This is a genomic window from Bacteroides sp. AF25-38AC (assembly GCF_003602995.1).
Classification (GTDB): domain Bacteria; phylum Bacteroidota; class Bacteroidia; order Bacteroidales; family Bacteroidaceae; genus Bacteroides; species Bacteroides uniformis.
On sequence record NZ_QTMD01000012.1, the window covers coordinates 70,462 to 87,620 of the forward strand.

13 protein-coding genes are annotated in these 17,159 nt (G+C 47.2%); 11 read left to right on the forward strand and 2 right to left on the reverse strand.

What is annotated here, in order from left to right; genetic code table 11:
* The first annotated feature begins 368 nt into the window (after window positions 1-368).
* The 6 genes from DWY55_RS10095 to DWY55_RS10120 all read left to right on the forward strand — a co-directional run bounded on the left by DWY55_RS10095 (window position 369) and on the right by DWY55_RS10120 (window position 10,017).
* A complete protein-coding gene (locus DWY55_RS10095) occupies window positions 369-3,749 on the forward strand; it encodes a SusC/RagA family TonB-linked outer membrane protein (protein ID WP_373153235.1) in 3,381 nt (1,126 codons plus the stop codon).
* Between the two features lie 31 nt (window positions 3,750-3,780).
* Window positions 3,781-5,463 carry a SusD/RagB family nutrient-binding outer membrane lipoprotein gene (locus DWY55_RS10100; RefSeq protein ID WP_008662569.1) on the forward strand — a complete coding sequence of 561 codons (1,683 nt, stop codon included), beginning with the start codon at window positions 3,781-3,783 and terminating at the stop codon, window positions 5,461-5,463.
* Between the two features lie 301 nt (window positions 5,464-5,764).
* A complete protein-coding gene (locus DWY55_RS10105; RefSeq protein WP_008662567.1) occupies window positions 5,765-7,273 on the forward strand; it encodes an amino acid adenylation domain-containing protein in 1,509 nt (502 codons plus the stop codon).
* 8 nt (window positions 7,274-7,281) lie between these two features.
* Entirely contained in the window at window positions 7,282-7,524 is a 243-nt protein-coding gene (locus DWY55_RS10110) for an acyl carrier protein (RefSeq protein ID WP_005830717.1), read from the forward strand.
* 3 nt (window positions 7,525-7,527) lie between these two features.
* Window positions 7,528-8,916 (forward strand): MBOAT family O-acyltransferase, encoded by a 1,389-nt coding sequence (locus DWY55_RS10115; RefSeq protein ID WP_055288298.1) that lies wholly within the window; start codon window positions 7,528-7,530, stop codon window positions 8,914-8,916.
* Window positions 8,917-8,928: 12 nt separating this feature from the next.
* Window positions 8,929-10,017 carry a hypothetical protein gene (locus tag DWY55_RS10120; protein WP_034529249.1) on the forward strand — a complete coding sequence of 363 codons (1,089 nt, stop codon included), beginning with the start codon at window positions 8,929-8,931 and terminating at the stop codon, window positions 10,015-10,017.
* On the opposite strand, the gene upp is transcribed toward DWY55_RS10120, so the two are convergent.
* Entirely contained in the window at window positions 9,960-10,619 is a 660-nt protein-coding gene (upp, locus tag DWY55_RS10125; RefSeq protein WP_117878829.1) for a uracil phosphoribosyltransferase, read from the reverse strand. The two genes, DWY55_RS10120 and upp, sit on opposite strands and share 58 nt — an antisense overlap.
* Window positions 10,620-10,911: 292 nt before the next feature.
* On the opposite strand from upp, the gene pckA reads away from it, so the two are divergent.
* On the forward strand, window positions 10,912-12,519 hold the full coding sequence (gene pckA / locus DWY55_RS10130) for a phosphoenolpyruvate carboxykinase (ATP) (RefSeq protein ID WP_005830728.1): 1,608 nt from the start codon (window positions 10,912-10,914) through the stop codon (window positions 12,517-12,519).
* 137 nt (window positions 12,520-12,656) lie between these two features.
* On the forward strand, window positions 12,657-13,304 hold the full coding sequence (locus DWY55_RS10135) for a nitroreductase family protein (protein WP_005830732.1): 648 nt from the start codon (window positions 12,657-12,659) through the stop codon (window positions 13,302-13,304).
* Window positions 13,305-13,394: 90 nt separating this feature from the next.
* On the opposite strand, the gene typA is transcribed toward DWY55_RS10135, so the two are convergent.
* Window positions 13,395-15,194 carry a translational GTPase TypA gene (gene typA / locus DWY55_RS10140; RefSeq protein WP_005830735.1) on the reverse strand — a complete coding sequence of 600 codons (1,800 nt, stop codon included), beginning with the start codon at window positions 15,192-15,194 and terminating at the stop codon, window positions 13,395-13,397.
* Window positions 15,195-15,352: 158 nt separating this feature from the next.
* Between typA and rpsO the strand changes: the two genes are divergently transcribed.
* From rpsO to DWY55_RS10155, 3 genes are all read left to right on the forward strand, one after another.
* Complete coding sequence (gene rpsO / locus DWY55_RS10145) at window positions 15,353-15,622, forward strand: 30S ribosomal protein S15 (RefSeq protein WP_005830737.1); 270 nt, start codon at window positions 15,353-15,355, stop codon at window positions 15,620-15,622.
* 92 nt (window positions 15,623-15,714) lie between these two features.
* Window positions 15,715-16,602, forward strand: a complete 888-nt coding sequence (locus tag DWY55_RS10150) for a helix-turn-helix domain-containing protein (protein WP_005830741.1) — start codon at window positions 15,715-15,717, stop codon at window positions 16,600-16,602.
* A gap of 13 nt (window positions 16,603-16,615) precedes the next feature.
* The gene (locus DWY55_RS10155) at window positions 16,616-17,104 is read left to right on the forward strand and encodes a DUF4251 domain-containing protein (protein ID WP_005830743.1); all 489 of its coding nucleotides are present in this window, start codon (window positions 16,616-16,618) and stop codon (window positions 17,102-17,104) included.
* The last annotated feature ends 55 nt before the right edge of the window (window positions 17,105-17,159 follow it).

Below are 17,159 nucleotides of genomic sequence, written 5' to 3' on the forward strand. Positions count from 1 at the left end.
GTAATCCTTCCCGGATAAAGGTCAAAAACACTCCCACCCTGAAAAAAAATGCAACCACTGCAACTGCACCAGATTTTATTGTAGTGATAGAGCATACCTCCGATGAACAAGGCTACCAATAAGGGTCGACAACAAGACTTCAAGGGAAGAGAGGGAAATTGTGGAATACCTACTGTGGATTTTTTCCACATCTCCACACCACAAACACCCGAACTTCCCTTTTTCCCGATAGAAAATAAGCAATTGATTATCAACATTATTCATCCTTAAAAGGATAGTCTGCCTTTCGTTTGGCATACCTCTTGCTAAAATATCTGCCGAAAGGACGTAACATTTATAATAAGATAAATCAATTATTTTTCAGTAGTATGAAAATCAGGATGAGAAAACGGTGTGACATTCCACATTCAGCGTCGCACTTCCAAAAAAGTTTGATTATTGCAAGTTGGTTATTAACATTTCTTTTCACCGGAACAGCCTTTGCACAAGAGAACCGAACCATTACAGGCATTGTAAGAGATGTAACGGGAGAACCGCTTATCGGTGCCAGCGTCATACAGAAAGGCACCAACAACGGCGTCATTACCGATGTGGACGGCAACTTCACACTGACCGTTCCTGCAGATGCAACACTCTCTATCGCTTACATGGGCTATGCTACTCGGGAGATAAACCTGGCAAAACGAAAAAAGCAAGGCGACCTGAAGATTACACTCAGCGAAGATACCCAGCAACTGAAAGAAGTCGTAGTAACGGCAATGGGTATCAAAAAAGACACGAAACGTGTCGGCTATGCCATCAGTACCATCAGTGCAGACGAATTGGTAAAGGCAGGAGCACCCAACTTTGCCTCTGCCATGTACGGTAAAGCACCGGGAGTCCGCATCACACAGACACAAGGCGGTTCTGCCGGAGCTGTCTCCATCAACGTACGCGGACTGACTTCCATCACTGGAAATAACCAGCCACTCATCATTCTGGACGGTGTACCCATCCGCAACGGCGGCACGGGTAAAAGCACGGACTTCGCCGAATTTGGCAACGACGGACAAATCCGTTCCAATGGTCTGGTAGACATCAACCCAGAGGACATCGAGAGCCTCAGTATTCTGAAAGGAGCTTCCGCCACAGCTCTCTACGGCTCGGAGGCTGCAAACGGTGCGGTAGTCATCACTAGCAAGCGCGCCAAAAGCGGCAAGCTGACGGTGGACTTCAATGCCCAAGTCATGGCAAACTTACCGGCTTATCTACCAAAAGTACAGACCGTATACGGGCCGGGAACCTACAACACCGCATACAGCGATTATGAGAAACAGACGGGAGGCTTCTATCAGAGAACCCTAAACGGACAAAGCTACAAAAGCCTCCGTTCCACCACCTTGTCCTTCGGCCCGAAATACGACGGCAGCGAGGTACTTTACTGGGACGGGAAGATGCGCCCCTACCAGGCACTGACCGACAACCCGTGGAAAGAGTTGTTTCGCACCGGCTGGACCCAGACTTACAATCTCGCCATCTCACAAGGGACGGAAACCACCAGCAACCGCTTCTCCTACACATTCATGGACGAGATTCCCAATGCCCTGACCGGAAGCTTCACCAAACACAACTTCAAGCTGACCGGTTCGTATCAACTGGCGAAACCGCTGAAACTGGAATACTCCCTTAACTACATCGTACAGAATGTAGAAGACCGCCCGCAAACCTCGCTCAACCTATACAGCGGTTTCGGCAACATGTTCTCCACCTTCCTGGACATTCCCTATCTGAAACAAAGTTACGTCACCAGTCTGGGATACCGTAATACCTTTGTCGGAGGAAACGCCACGCTGACTCCTGAGGAATCATGGGCCTACGACCCCAGTTACGCCACCGGAGTGAACAACATGCTGTGGAATATGTACCATCACCATAGCGACGAGACAGAGAACCGGCTCATCGGTATGATTCGCCCCACCTGGCAGATAACCAACTGGCTGAGTCTGCGCGCCCAGGTTTCAACTGATATCACAGATGTGAAGCAAACACTGAAATATGAAAGCGAACAACCCAATTCCCTATACGACCCCAACGGTAGCTTCCAGTCCATCAACCGCCGTTACGACATTGTCTATGGAGATGTTATGTTGAACTTCAACTATAATATCAACCGCTTCGACATTGCCGCCACCGTAGGCTGGACCGGACGCTACGAAAATATGAACAATATCAGGGTCTCCACCAATGGCGGGCTTGTCACGGAAAACTGGTTCGACCTCAATGCCAGCCGCTACACGCCAAGCAGTACCCTGCAACGTATGGAACTACTGAAAACCGGCTATATGGGTACACTGAGCCTGGGATGGGACAACTATCTATTCCTTGAACTGACCGGACGCCAGGAACGCTCGTCTACCCTAAAAGACCAAAGTTTTTTCTATCCTTCCGCCAATCTGAGTTTCCTCTTCACCCAAGCCTTCCACATGCCGTCATGGTGGAACTATGGAAAACTGCGCCTCTCATACGGTATCGTAGGAAATGCTCCTGAAACCTATACCGCCAATATCGTCTACGAGCAAGGTTCGGACAACGGATTCACCTGGAACACCATTCCCTCTTCATGGGGGAATGCAGATATCCGTCCGGAAAAGAAGTACGAATACGAGATAGGTCTGGAAAGCAAGTTCTTAAACAACCGGTTGGGTATAGATGTATCTTACTACAACAACCGTGTAAAGGACCAGATACTCTCCACGCCGCAACCTTCCACATCAGGCGTAAAGAATGTGTTGATGAATGTGGGCGAGGTAGCCAACCACGGCTGGGATATATCAATCAGTGCCACTCCCATACTGACCAGAGATTTCCGCTGGGACCTGACAGCCAACTATGGTGTATATAAGAACAAAGTAGTGAAACTGGCCGATGGAGTGCCCTATCTGGAAATACTCAACTCCGGAGGCAGTGGAATAAAAATACAAGCTGTGGAAGGCCAGCCAATGGGTGACATCTATGCGCAGGTTCCCCAGGTGAACGAAAACGGTGAGTACCTCGTTTCCGATAAAGGTCTTTACCTCAACCAAACCGAATTGCAGAAAGTCGGCAACATCAATCCGGCAGGCGTAGGAGGTCTATTCAACTCTTTCTCCTACAAGAATGTATTCCTCGATTTCAGTATCGACTTCCGCATCGGAGGAGATGTCATCAACGAAATGAACCAATATGCCACCGCAGTGGGTCTGACACCCGAATCCCTAAAGTACCGCGATACGGAACACGGCGGACTGTCCTATTACTATCCGGGCGACAACAATTCCAGCGGAATTCCGGTACAAGTAGACCCTTCCACGGGTGCCGGCCCCAACGGAGAGATAATCTACCACGACGGCATCATCCTTCCGGGTGTAGTGGCCTCCACTGGCGAAAGAAACACACGTATCATTCCGGCAGGCTATTACTACAACACCACCTATAATTGGGGAACGGAGGCCGAACAGCTGACATACCGCCATTCGGTATTCGACAATTCTTATGTCAAACTGCGTGAATTGACCATCGGCTACCAATTTCCCGAAAAGATGATCTCCAAACTGGGACTGGGCCGGCTGAGTGTGTCGGTCTTCGGACGTAACCTCTTCTACTTCTACAAAGCACTGAAAAACTACGATGCGGAGTCGTCCGTCGGAACATCCTGGGCCAACCAGGCTACCGTGGGAAGTTCTACCACAGCTACCCGCAGTTTCGGTGTTTCACTTCGTGCAAGTTTCTGACAAAACAACCATCCAAAAAACAAAAAAGAGTATGAAAAAGACAAAGATATTATCTCTTGTTTCATTGGGAGCATTCCTCCTGACAACATCAGGCTGTACGGATTATGACTTCGACAGCAAATACGAAGACCCCTCCAAAGTAACCCAAGTCACCATCAGCAATCTGATGGTAGGAGTCTTCCAAAAAGTAAAGGACTATGATGTTTACGAATACAACCGGTTCTTCGGATTCGATTCACAGTTTACGGGCAAGTATGCACAAACCTTCGGCTACTCCAACACTACGGATATGTATACCCCCGGCTATATACCCGCTATTGACGGACAGTGGGACAATGTGTATTCGGCACTGGCCCAGTTCCGTAAGCTGGAATCTCTCTACGAGGAAGAAAGCGCGGCAGAACAAGCCCAGGACGAGGCATTCTATCTTGCCGCCAAAGTACAGTTGTACGATTTCTTTGCCGCCACAGTGGACGTTTTCGGGGATATGCCTTTCTCGGAAGCTTGTACGCTGCCGCTTACCAACGATGTAGGTAAATCGTATGCTCATTATGACAAGGCCGAGGATATTTATAAAACCATTCTTGATGAGCTCAAAGAAATTGCTCCACGGTTCCGTTCCATCCCCACACCGAGGAACTTCAATACACAAGACTTTATCAACAACGGGGACATGGACAAATGGGAACGCTATGCAAACTCCTTGCGACTGCGCCTTGCCATGCGCGTAGCCGCGCAAGGAGACTTGCAGGCGGAAGGCCGTACCGCCATCAAGGAAATCCTGGAAAATCCGTCAGCCTATCCGTTGATAGAGGAACAAGAAAACAACATTCTCATTGTCAACCAGAAGTCTGGGCAACTGAACTTCACTGCAGGCCACGGACTGGGTGACTGGGTAACTAACCGACTTGCTTCGGGCGCCATCATCGACCGCATGCTGGGCCATGGCAACTATGATATGACCAGCAATGACCCACTGAGCGGCGTTTATGTGAAAGGAGAAGACGACCCGCGCATCCTGCTCAACTTCAATCCCGTGAAGATTACCAACCAAAACACCGGTCAATTGGACGAACACCGTTATCTGGGCACAGACCTTACCGTGGCAGATGAGCTGACGGAATATTACAACTCGCAGGCACAAGACGAAGTCAATACCAGCAACACCGGTTTCTCACAAATCACGCAGAAAGGTTTCTTTTGGGAAAACGATAAATTCGACATGCTGATAATGGCCTCACCCGAAATCCATTTCCTGAAAGCGGAATCCTATGAAATGGGGTATGGAGTGGCAAAGAATGAAGCAAAAGCGGAAGAAGAGTTCAAAAAGGCTGTCAGCCAGTCCATCACGCTTTACTACTATTACGACTCGGTAAGTACGGGTGAAAACGCACGCCGGTATAATGCCCCCACTGCCGAAGAAACAGCCTCTTTCGCTGCTGCCAAATGGAACAGCACGGAATATGCAGACAAGCTGGATGCTATCATTACCCAAAAGTGGCTGCATTTCGGTTTCCTAGCCAGTCGTGAGGCATGGAGTGATATCCGACGTACCGGCTATCCGTCCGGCCTGGCCTTCCCCGAAGTGGCCGGTACCATCACAAATGTGCCGAACCGCTGGAGATACCCGAATACGGAAGTCAACTACAATCCCTACTATAAAGAGGTGTCAGCCGAAGACACTTACTACCACAAACTGTTCTGGGCAAAATAAGGACTTTGTTCGCAAACCCATTTTGCCCGAAGAGTATATCATACTCACCACAGAATAACACGGATTAACACAGATTGCCTTAGGAGTTCTGATAATAAAGAGCTTTTAGCAGTGTTAATCCGTGTTATCCTGTGGTGAGTATGTATTTGCCCCCTCTGTTTCTTTTATTCCGAACAGTATCCCTCCTTTTTTAGAAATCTTAAGGATTTCCCGGTAGGGAGATTGCGGGAAACCACTGTCTTTAATGAACGACGGACAAACATCGCTTCCGCAAAAACTGAACTATAACATAACGGACTAAATGAAAAAGTATCCAAATGACTTGATTGGCGACATCATGAAAGCCTTCGGCAAATATGCCGACCGACCGGCATTCGTCATCGAAGACACGGCCTGCACTTATGGAGAGCTGGCAACTTGCGTACAGAAAATATCCTCCCTATTCAAGGACAGAGAAGACAAAATTATCGGCATCGTCGCAGAAAACAGACTGGAAACATACGCATCCATACTATCTGCACTGATTTGCGGAAAGACATACGTCATCCTGCATCCTTCCTACCCCAAACATAGGAACGACAGAATTGCCGACTCGGCAGGCATTCGCCTCGTGCTGCATACCGAGAATATCCATGTCTTGAACCTCGACACCCGGAATCTGGAACTGATATGTACCTCCGAAATAGAGCAGGCAGAGAACTCCGCCACGTTCCATGCCGCAGAAGACATCCTCCATACGGCAGAAGAGGAAAATGCCTACATCATCTTTACCTCCGGAAGCACGGGCGAACCCAAAGGAGTACCCATCTCCCGCCGTAACCTGAATGCTTTCTATACCGCCTACCACCGCCTCGGCTGGCAACTGGACGAGAACGACCGGATGCTGCAGATGTTCGAACTCACTTTTGACGTTTCCATCGTATCCTTTCTATATCCGCTGACGCTGGGTGCTTGCATATACACCGTTTCTCCGGAAGGCGTGAAATACATCAACGTAATTGAAACTCTGGAAAAATACGACCTGACCTTCGCTGCCGTGGCCCCTTCACTGCTCCAGCTGCTACGTCCCTATTTTCCGGAGATACACCTCCCCGCACTTAGATATCTAGTGGTTACTGCCGAGGCTTCTGACGCGGAGCTGTTGGATGCTTTCAGAAAATGTGTCCCCAATGCCTCTTTCATAAACCTATACGGACCGACAGAGGGAACCATCTACTGCACTGCCTACCGGATACCCGTCACCTCCTGCAAGCATCACAACGGCATGACCGCTATCGGAAGGCCTTTCGAAGGCATCGATGCCCTAATTATGGATAACGACGGTCGCCCGCTGCCTACCGGAGAAACCGGCGAACTATGGATTAGCGGCAATCAAGTGATGGGTGGATACTGGAATGCTCCCGAAAAAAACGGGGAATGCCTCGTAGAGACCGCCAATGGAAAAGTATACTACAAGACGGGAGACCTCTGCCGGATGGATGCCGACGGTGACATCATCTATTGCGGACGAAAAGACTCACAGATAAAGATACAAGGATTTCGCATCGAGCTGAGCGAGATTGAACATGTGGCAAAAAACTTTTTCAACGGTGAATGCCGTGTAGTCGTCATTCCCAAATACGACAACGGCAATCAGTGCGAACTACATCTCGTCGTAGAGAAGAAACAGCTCGACAAACAGCAGATGGAGGAATATCTGTATAGCAGGCTTCCCTACTACATGATTCCCAAGCATATGCATTGCCTGGAACAGTTTCCGCTGAACACCAGTAGCAAAACAGACAGAAAGAAAATACAAGAACTAATTTAAACTTGACAATGGATACACAGACTATTTTGAATGAAATGAGCCTCATCTTTCGGGAGGTACTGAAAAGAGAGAACATTGTACTTGACAATGAGACCACCGCCCAGGATGTGGAAGGATGGGATTCACTGACCAACATGCAACTGATAAACAAGATAGAGAAGAAATTCAATGTACGCTTCACCTTCAGAGATATTGTAAAACTCAAAAACGTGGGAGACATCTGCCATGCCATTTTAACCAAAACCAACTAGGAAATGTCATTCATATCCCTGAACTTCGTCGTACTGTTTGCGTGTACTTTCATTCTATACCATACGCTTCCTTCACGATTCAGAAAAGCGACCTTACTGACAGCCAGCTGCCTCTTCATAGGCTTCTACCACCTCACTTTTCTGATAACGGCCCTCATCCTCACGCTTACCACCTTCTACCTTGGCAAATGGATAGGACAGACCAAGCGGGAAAGCAGCATGAAGGGAACTTATTTTTCAGGTGTGTGTTTTCTGGTCGTGAGCTGGTTGGCATTCCGGTATGCCGACCGGCTTACAGACTGCCACATCCTTTTTCCGCTGGGAATCTCTTTCTATACTTTCCAGGCCATTTCGTACCTGACAGAAATCTATTGGCAAGAAGAAGAACCGGAAAAGAGCCTGCCCGACTTCATGATATACATGCTCTTCTTCATGAAGTTCCTTTCCGGTCCCATAGAAAGGGCAGGTGACATGCTCCCCCAACTGAAGTCCTGCAAAGCTACGGACTATGCATCCATGGTCTACGGAATGAGACTGATTGTCGTGGGACTGATAAAGAAACTGATACTGGCCGACTCCATCGCCCCATACATAGACGGTGTCTTCGGGTCGGTATACACAGCCTCAGGCGTGCAATTGCTGATGGCATGCCTCCTATATCCGATAGAGCTGTATGCCGACTTCTCCGGATATACCGACATCGCATTGGGAGGAGCGCGCATGCTGGGATTCAAGCTCAGCCCAAACTTCAACCGGCCGTTCATTGCGCAGACCACTGCCGACTTCTGGCGCCGATGGCACATGTCGCTTTCATTCTGGGTACGCGACTATCTGTACCTCCCGTTGTCCTCGAGCCTGCGTGGATGGGGACAATGGGGCGTATTTCTAAGTCTGGCGCTGACCTTCACGGGACTGGGTATCTGGCATGGTGCCGGATGGAACTTTGCTGTCTACGGACTAATTCAAGGTGTCATCATCTTCTACGAGATGAAGACCACGACATTTCACCGCAGACTGAAAGCCCAATTGGGGAGCCGCTTATATGCCACACTATCCGTCGTAAGGACCTACCTGCTTTTTGCCGTCTCTCTGATATTCTTCCGAGCGGGCTCCATGGCCGAAGCGTTCCACTACATCAGCCACCTCTCCTTCGATGTGCATTACAGCTGGAAGGAAATGAACATCGGAATGCCGGACCACAACAGCATTGTGGCAGGAAGCGCACTCGTACTGATATTGGTTTACGAATATTTCATGTCCAAGCATGATTTGCTGGAAGCCTTCGGACGACAGCCGGCAGCCGTAAGATGGAGTATCTATTATCTGCTCGCCATAATACTCTTCACACTGGGACAGTTCAACTCGGACAGCTTCATATATTTACAATTTTGACAATAAAGACACATGATGAAGAAAAACAGCGAACGGAACGCAGCCATACGTTTCATGAAAAAGCTATTTATCCTTTTTATCCCTTTTATAGCCCTACTGGCAGTCTATTTCCTGGACGACCCTTTCATGGTCCTGAAGAACTATGAACGATACGACCAAACCCCGGTTGTACTAAACGAAGGGCACGTGGGGTGGCAGATGTATCTGAACAACCGGGATACTATCCCCATCGACTCCTATATCATGGGAAACTCCTGCACTATGGCTTATCAATGCCATGAATGGGAAAAATACCTCCACGGTGGAAGAGCCGTACGGTTATTCGGAAATGCCGAAAGCCTTGCCGCCGTCTGCCTGAAGCTGAAGGCACTGGACAAGGCAGGTGCAACAATCAAGAACCTGCTGCTGATTATCGACAAGGAATCATTGCACAACGACCGCTGCCTGACCGGACATTCCAACATTCTGCCGCCCGCCATATCGGGAATAAGCAACTTCAAGTTCCAGAAGGAATTCTGCCAAGCCTTCTTCTACCCGAACTTTCTCCTCCCCTATCTGGACTACAAGCTGTTCCACACCTATCGCCCTTACATGAAAGGGGTGATAAATCCCTATGGCTCCACCCGAAACCCGGTAACCAATGATGTGCTGAATCCCAGGGAGGAAATGATAAAGGAAGAGGGAGATAAGTACTGGGAAAACCGGAAAGGAGAATTCACCAAAGAGAAAATGAAGAATTATAGAGACGGGAAATACCGGGAAGCCCCCCAAGTGCTCAGGGAAAAACAAGTCAGCTTGTTGCAGGAAATAAAGTGGATTTGCCGGAAGCATGATACCGATGTGAAAATCATTATCAGTCCCGACTACCTGCAGGTCAACATAAGCCCTGCCGACGTAAAGACACTGAAGCGCTTCTTCGGAAAACGGAATGTATTTGATTTCACCGGTATCAACGAATACACGGAAGACATCCACAATTATTATGAACCGGGTCATTATAGGCCCGCACTTGGGAAAAGGCTGATGGAAAAGATATATGAACCTTATATCTTGTCACCGAACGCCAAATCTCCGGCATCTCCCAGCCCGGGAACGATATAGGAATGCTCGTTCATCTCCGGGTCGATTGCTGCACACCACAAGGTCACTTCATCTCCAGGGAACAGCTTTTCCAGATGCTCTACGCCCTGCTGGCTGGCTATGACACAAGCTATCTGCAACTTGGCTGGCATCCCCTTCGTAATGAAGGCCTTCCAGGCCAATTCCATACTTTCTCCCGTGGCAAGCATCGGGTCTACAATCAATAATGTCTTCTTGGACAAATCCGGAGTAGCGATGTATTCGATGTGTACATCCACCGTGCGGCATTCCTTATCCTTATAATAACGGTAAGCGGAAACAAAAGCATTCCCGGCATGGTCGAACATATTCAAAAACCCAGTATGCAAGGGCAGCCCAGCACGGAAAACAGTGGCAATCACCACCTCGTCATCGGGTGTGCTGACCGACGCCACTCCCAAGGGAGTCTGTACCTGCTTGACAGAATACGTCAGTTTCTTACTCATTTCATACGCCATTATCTCTCCAATGCGTTCAATATTACGGCGGAAACGCATACGGTCGCCCTGGACTGCTACATCACGAATTTCTGCCACGTATTGGTTCAAGACAGAATTTGTCTCGGCAAAGTTGATAACCTTCATAATTATAGAATGTTTTGATGTGCAAAGTAAACGAATTTCACCCAATTTGCAACATTCAGTTAGCAGATATTGTTATGGTTTTATAAAAGATTTCCTATTAGAGAAAAATTTCTCTAATAGAGCTTTTCTTTAAAAAGAAAGTATTACTTTTGTAGGCGAAAAACAAGGGACCTGCTGAAAAGCAGGAAAAAAAGAGCTTTTCTACACCCGTTTTTCCTTGTAAATCAAAGGTAAAAGAGATTAAGGAAAGAGATTATAAACCAAATACCAACATTTTAAATCATTAAAAGAAATGGCAAATTTAGATTTAAGCAAGTACGGTATCCAAGACGTGAAGGAAATTATCCACAACCCGTCTTACGATGTACTGTTCGCAGAAGAAACCAAACCAGGTTTGGAAGGTTTTGAAAAAGGTCAGGTAACTGAACTGGGTGCTGTAAATGTAATGACAGGTATCTATACCGGTCGTTCTCCTAAAGATAAATTCTTCGTAATGAATGAAGCCAGCAAGGATTCTGTATGGTGGACTTCTGAAGAATACAAAAACGACAACAAACCTTGCTCTGAAGAAGCTTGGGCTGACCTAAAGGCTAAGGCTGTAAAGGAATTGAGCGGCAAGCGTCTGTTCGTTGTTGATACTTTCTGTGGCGCCAACCCCGCTACTCGTATGAAAGTACGTTTCATCATGGAAGTGGCATGGCAGGCTCACTTCGTAACTAACATGTTCATCCGCCCGACTGCTGAAGAACTGGCTAACTACGGAGAACCCGATTTCGTATCATTCAACGCTTCTAAGGCAAAAGTTGACAACTACAAGGAACTGGGTCTGAACTCTGAAACAGCTACTGTATTCAACTTGAAGACCAACGAACAGGTTATCTTGAACACTTGGTACGGTGGTGAAATGAAGAAGGGTATGTTCTCTATCATGAACTACAAGAACCCGTTGCGTGGTATCGCTTCTATGCACTGCTCTGCCAACACTAACATGGAAGGTACTGACTCTGCTATCTTCTTCGGTCTGTCCGGTACTGGTAAGACTACCTTGTCAACTGACCCGAAACGTCTGTTGATCGGTGACGATGAACACGGATGGGATGACGAAGGTGTATTCAACTACGAAGGTGGTTGCTACGCTAAGGTTATTAACTTGGATAAAGAAAGCGAACCCGATATCTACGCTGCCATCAAGCGTGACGCTCTGTTGGAGAATGTTACAGTAGCTGCTGACGGTAAGATTGACTTCGCTGACAAGAGCGTAACAGAAAACACTCGTGTTTCTTATCCTATCTACCACATCAATAACATTGTTAAACCGGTTTCTAAGGGTCCTCACGCTCACCAGGTAATCTTCTTGTCTGCTGACGCATTCGGTGTATTACCTCCGGTATCTATCTTGAACCCTGAACAAGCTCAGTACTACTTCTTGTCTGGCTTTACTGCTAAGTTGGCTGGTACAGAACGTGGTATCACTGAACCGACTCCGACATTCTCTGCTTGCTTCGGTGCTGCTTTCCTGAGCCTGCATCCTACTAAATATGCAGAAGAATTGGTTAAGAAGATGAACAAGGTTGGTGCTAAGGCATACTTGGTTAACACTGGTTGGAACGGTAGCGGCAAACGTATCTCTATCAAAGATACTCGTGGTATCATCGACGCTATCCTCGACGGTTCTATCGACAAGGCTCCGACGAAGGTTATTCCTTTCTTCGACTTCGTGGTTCCTACTGAATTGCCTAATGTAGATCCGAAGATTCTTGATCCTCGCGATACTTACGAATGCGCTTGCCAATGGGAAGAAAAAGCAAAAGACCTGGCTGGCCGCTTCATCAAGAACTTCGCTAAGTTCACTGGCAACGAAGCTGGTAAGGCTTTGGTTGCTGCTGGTCCGAAGCTCTAATCTGACAATAAAGTTAGAAACATATGGAAAAGGTATCTCCTCCGGGAGATGCCTTTTTTCTTTTTTAATATCTCTATCTCATTGATAATCCGAAAGTTTTAGTAGTTTTGCAGAAACCATTATTCAAATAAAGCAATATGAAAAGTATCAGATTGATGTTGGCAGGCGCAAGTTTGTTGCTGCTCTGCAGTTGCGGTGCCCAGGTCCAGAAAGAGACCCAAGTTGCCAATGCAAATGAAAGCAAAGAGAATACGGTGATTGAAACCATCATGTCACGCCGCAGCATCCGCCAGTACAAACCGCAAGCCGTGAATCGCGACACCATGCAGATTATCCTGGATTGCGGTATCAATGCACCCAACGGACAGAACAAGCAATCGTGGGAAGTGCGTGTAGTGGATAACCCGGATTTCATCAACGGAATTACGGAAATCTACAAGAAGGAAAATCCCAAAGCCGCCGAAGACCCGAAATTCAAGAACATGTTCCGCAACGCTTCTACAGTAGTATTTATTGCCAATGACCCGTCTTATGACCTTTCACAGATTGACTGTGGACTGTTGGGTGAGAATATGATTCTATCAGCCTGGTCCATGGGAATCGGTTCTTGCTGCTTGGGCGGTCCCACGCGCTTCATGACCTCTACTCCGGCTGCTGCCGAATACCTGAAGAAACTGGATATTCCGGAAGGCTATCAGCTACTTTACTGTATCGCTTTCGGCTATCCGGACGAAACGCCCGCTGCCAAACCCCGTAATGCGGCAAAGGTAAAATTCATCGATTGACTTTCGTTTGAATGACGACAATAAAAAGGAGTGCCTCACCTTTCGGCAGGGCACTCCTTTCATATATAACAACTAAAACTCTTCTGTTTATCAGTTCTTGTTTGCGCGTTTACGCTCAAGCTCATCGAGGATAACCTTACGCATACGCATTGATTTAGGAGTAACTTCCACATATTCATCCTCCTTGATGTACTCCAGTGCCTCCTCAAGAGAGAACTGTACGGGAGGAATCAGACGTGCCTTGTCATCCGAACCACTGGCACGCATATTGGTAAGCTTCTTGGACTTCGTTACATTAATCACCAAGTCGTTGTCATGGGAATGCTCGCCCACTACTTGGCCTGCATAAACCTCTTCCTGCGGGAAAATGAAGAATTTGCCGCGGTCCTGCAACTTGTCAATGGCATAGGCAAAAGCCGTACCGGACTCCATGGCAATCATAGAACCGTTGGTACGCCGTTCAATCTCACCCTTATACGGTTGATATTCCTTAAAACGGTGTGCCATGATAGCCTCGCCGGCAGAAGCGGTCAACACATTGGTACGCAGACCGATGATACCGCGCGACGGCATGTCGAACTCAAGATTTACACGTTCGCCGGCACTTTCCATCTTCACCATTTCACCTTTACGACGGGTCACCATATCAATCATCTTGCTGGCATATTCTTCGGGAACATTGATGGTAAGCTCTTCAATAGGTTCGCATTTCACGCCGTCAATCTCCTTGAAGATTACCTGCGGTTGCCCTACCTGCAACTCATACCCTTCACGACGCATGGTCTCAATCAGTACGGAAAGATGAAGCACGCCACGGCCGGAAACAATCCACTTGCCGTCTTCCTCGCTCTTGCGCACGCGAAGTGCAAGATTCTTATCCAACTCCTTCATCAAACGGTCGTGGATGTGGCGGGAAGTAACAAACTTACCTTCCTTACCGAAGAACGGAGAGTCATTAATGGTGAAGAGCATACTCATCGTAGGTTCATCAATGGCAATAGGCGGCAACGCTTCCGGATTTTCGTAATCGCAGACCGTATCTCCGATTTCGAATCCTTCGATACCTACCAACGCACAGATGTCACCGGAAGACACTTCCTGCACCTTTACACGGCCCATACCTTCGAATGTATGCAATTCCTTGATTTTTGATTTCACGATACTCCCGTCACGCTTTGCCAAAGACACATTCATGCCTTCTTTCAATATGCCACGGTGTACGCGGCCCACAGCAATACGCCCGGTATACGAAGAATAATCCAGCGAAGTAACCAGCATTTGCGGTGTACCCTCCAACTGTTCGGGGGCAGGAATATTCTCCAAGATACAGTCCAGAAGCGGATAAATGTTATCAGTCGGCTGCTGCCAGTCGGTACTCATCCAATTATTCTTGGCAGAACCGTAGATAACGGGGAAATCCAGCTGGTCCTCGGTTGCATTCAGGCTGAACATCAAGTCGAACACCATCTCGTACACTTCTTCGGGACGGCAATTTGGCTTATCCACCTTATTCACAACAACGATAGGTTTCAGACCAATCTGCAGAGCTTTCTGCAATACAAACCGTGTCTGCGGCATAGGACCTTCGAAAGCATCCACAAGCAGAATGCATCCATCCGCCATATTCAATACACGTTCCACTTCACCTCCGAAGTCACTGTGTCCCGGAGTATCAATAATGTTAATCTTGGTGTCTTTGTAGTTGATAGAAACGTTCTTTGAGAGAATCGTTATACCTCGTTCACGCTCCAGGTCATTGTTATCCAACATTAATTCACCTGTGCTCTGGTTGCTGCGGAAAAGGTTTCCGGCCAAAAGCATCTTGTCAACGAGCGTCGTTTTCCCATGGTCCACATGGGCAATAATTGCAATGTTTCTAATCTTTTGCATATAATACCTATTATTTTCAAGCGACAAAGTTAGTGATTTTGGATTAGATATGCAGTATAGATATGATTTTTTTGCTGAATATCATTGTGATATAAAAGTTTATCCCTATCTTTGCAGCCCCGAAAGGGAATATTTATAATAACTTTTAATTAAACATTATGTATTTAGACGCTGCTAAAAAGCAAGAAATCTTCGGCAAATACGGAAAGTCTAACACTGATACTGGCTCAGCTGAGGCTCAGATAGCTTTGTTTTCCTACCGTATTGCTCGTCTGACTGAGCACCTTAAGCTCAACAGAAAGGATTATAGTACAGAAAGAGCTTTGACTATGTTGGTAGGTAAACGCCGTGCGTTGCTGACTTATCTGAAGGACCGCGACATCACCAGATATCGTGCTATCGTCAAAGAACTCGGCTTGCGTAAGTAATCTACTTGCGGCAAAACCATTAAAAAAGGAAGTTTTCCAAAAGGAAACTTCCTTTTTTGTTTATAATCCGATTTATACCTAATTTTGTATCCATGAAAAGAAAAGTATCAGCAGCAAATCTTTCGATAGCAATCACTTTTCTATTGATACTGCTATCATTCGGCTTCGGTTATCGCAGCTATTCGCAGGCAGAACAACGTGTGGTCTCTGACCTGAACCAGGCACTGCAACGCACAGTATTGCAGAACAAGGGATTATGGTTGAATGCGGACACAATCCAGACTTATGCCAAACTACAAGAAGTGATAGGTGCCCCCGTTTCTGTAAACGGTTCCCACAGAGCCTTTACCGAAGCATTGTCCATCACCGGATTGAAAGATGTCTCTACCCTTTCGCTGCATATACTGAAAAAGAACTCTCCCGCCACCGTATTCAATGAGATTCCTGCCGGATGTCTTGCCAGCGACACATTGGTATGGCTCTCCACCACAGCCGATGCATCTGGACTGACACTTTCCTTCCGGGGATATGCCCGTTGCTCAGCTACCATGCTGTTCAGCTTATCCAAGCAGACAATTCCGGCAACATTGCTATTGGCCGCCCTGCTGTGGGGAGGATTCACCTTTTTCTATTTCCGTCGGCGCACAAAGACTAATGCCAGTAACGGGCAGCAACAAGAAAACTTCATTACCTTCGGCAACCTTTCGCTTTCCCTCCAGGAAGCCTGCTTCTATAACGAACAGCAGGAAAAGCTAAAACTCACCCCCATGCAGTACACACTGATGGAGATGTTCTACCTTTCTTCCTCACACCTACTTTTCAAATCCGACATCTGCCAATCGCTATGGCCGGGAAAAGACAATGCAGACGAAACGCTTTACACATTGATACGGCGTCTGAAGCCCATTGTCGAGGATAACAGCAACCTCAGAATAACAACAGATCGTGGCCGCGCCTACGGACTGGAAATAAAAACCTAAACATTATAGAATCATGAAGACTAACAAACTTATCCTATTAGGGCTAATCTGCCTGACTGTCGCAATGCCGACAACCGCCCAAAACCGTAACGAAAAGAAAGAGCGCACTGAACGTGCTGTAAAAGAAGCTATTGCTGCTAAACAATACAAAATCAACGTAGATCGGATGCAACCGATGAGAGGCGGTAGCCGTAACTTGACCACCAACTACACACTGGAAATCAGAAACGACTCCGTTTTCTCTTACCTGCCTTACTTTGGAGTGGCCTACAATGCTCCGTATGGAGGAGGCAAGAGCCTGAATTTCAATGCATCCATCACCGGATACACAACCAGAGCACTCAAAAAAGGCAAAATCCAAATAGACTTCAAGACCCGTAGTGATGAAGACAATTATGAGTACCGCCTCACCATCTTTCCCGATGGTTCTACCAGTATCCATGTGCAACCCATGAACAAACAGTCCATCTCGTTCACCGGAGAGATGGATACAGAAAAGTAATCATCTTCCCCCTTTAAAAGGACAAAAGAAAGTATTGTCAGTCTATTGTCAGGCA